Origin of the sequence: Caballeronia sordidicola (assembly GCF_001544455.2) — a bacterium.
GTDB classification, from domain to species: domain Bacteria; phylum Pseudomonadota; class Gammaproteobacteria; order Burkholderiales; family Burkholderiaceae; genus Caballeronia; species Caballeronia sordidicola.
In genome coordinates this window covers 1-1,118 of record NZ_FCOC02000061.1, presented here as the reverse complement: position 1 = coordinate 1,118, position 1,118 = coordinate 1, and the positions used below count along the sequence as shown (strand labels likewise).

The window sequence follows — 1,118 nt, the reverse complement described above, 5'->3', positions numbered from 1 at the left end:
GTCCCAGAAATAACTTTACATGGGCGAGCCACTTTCTTGAGGATGGAGTCGGCAGTTGCGGTCCAGACAAATGGACGGTTGTGCTGATTGTAGCTTGCGACATAGCGCTCGATGCTGGTGATGAGTTGGCGTACATTTCTGAAGGATCCGCGTCGGATGGCCTGCTGCGTGATCATGCCAAACCAGCGCTCCACTTGATTGAGCCAGCTTGGATAAGTCGGCGTGAAATGCATGTGATAACGCGTGTGTTTCGCCAGCCATGCCTTGACCTTCGGGTGCTTATGCGTAGCGTAGTTATCGACAATCAGATGCACGTCAAGATCGTCGGGAACCGCCTGATCAACGTGTTTGAGAAAGGACAAAAACTCCTGATGCCGGTGACGCGACTTGCATTGTGCGATGACCTCGCCCGTTGCTGCATTGAGCGCAGCAAACAAGGTTGTTGTGCCATGCCGGATGTAGTCGTGCGTCACACCTTCGAGATAGCCTAGACCCATCGGCAACACTGGCTGCGTGCGCTCAAGTGCCTGGCATTGGCTTTTCTCATCGACACACAGTACCAGGGCGTTGGTGGGCGGACTCAGGTAGAGGCCAACAATATCACGCACCTTCTCCACGAAGTACGGATCGGTAGAAAGCTTAAAGCTCTTCGAGCGATGAGGCTGCACACCGAACAGCGACAAGTACCGCGCCACCGAGCTCTTCGAAATCCCCGTTTGCGCAGCAGCTGAACGCACGCTACAGTGCGTTGCGGCGTCCGGCGTCCGGCTTCCCATGCAGCACCTTTGCCAGCAGTTCGGCGACTGCTTCGTCGTCGTGCGCGCGTGGCCGCCCCGGACGCGCTTCGTCATGCAGACCGGCAAGCCCATGTGCGACGAAGCGCTTTTTCCAATGTGTAATGGCAGGCGAGGTGACTTCACATTGCGCCGCGATCTCCTGGTTCGTATGACCGTCCGCTGCCATCAGGATGATCTTTGCTCGACGCACCAGCGAATGAGGCAGCGAACGCGAGCGACTCATTGACAGCAATTGTTCTCGCTCCAATTTGGACGCGACAACCTCGATTCCCTTACGTCCCATGATCTTCTCCAGCACACTATGAGTCGATGATAGAACAT

2 protein-coding genes are annotated in these 1,118 nt (G+C 55.9%); both read right to left on the bottom strand.

Annotated elements, in window-relative coordinates; all coding sequences use genetic code 11:
* A partial coding sequence (locus tag AWB64_RS30565) for an IS630 family transposase (protein ID WP_244164259.1) occupies positions 1-851 on the bottom strand: 851 nt, incomplete at its 3' end.
* Positions 739-1,095: a helix-turn-helix domain-containing protein gene (locus tag AWB64_RS32465; protein ID WP_244164258.1), complete on the bottom strand. Its 357-nt coding sequence runs from the start codon at positions 1,093-1,095 to the stop codon at positions 739-741. The genes AWB64_RS32465 and AWB64_RS30565, both read right to left, overlap by 113 nt.
* Positions 1,096-1,118 lie beyond the last annotated feature (23 nt).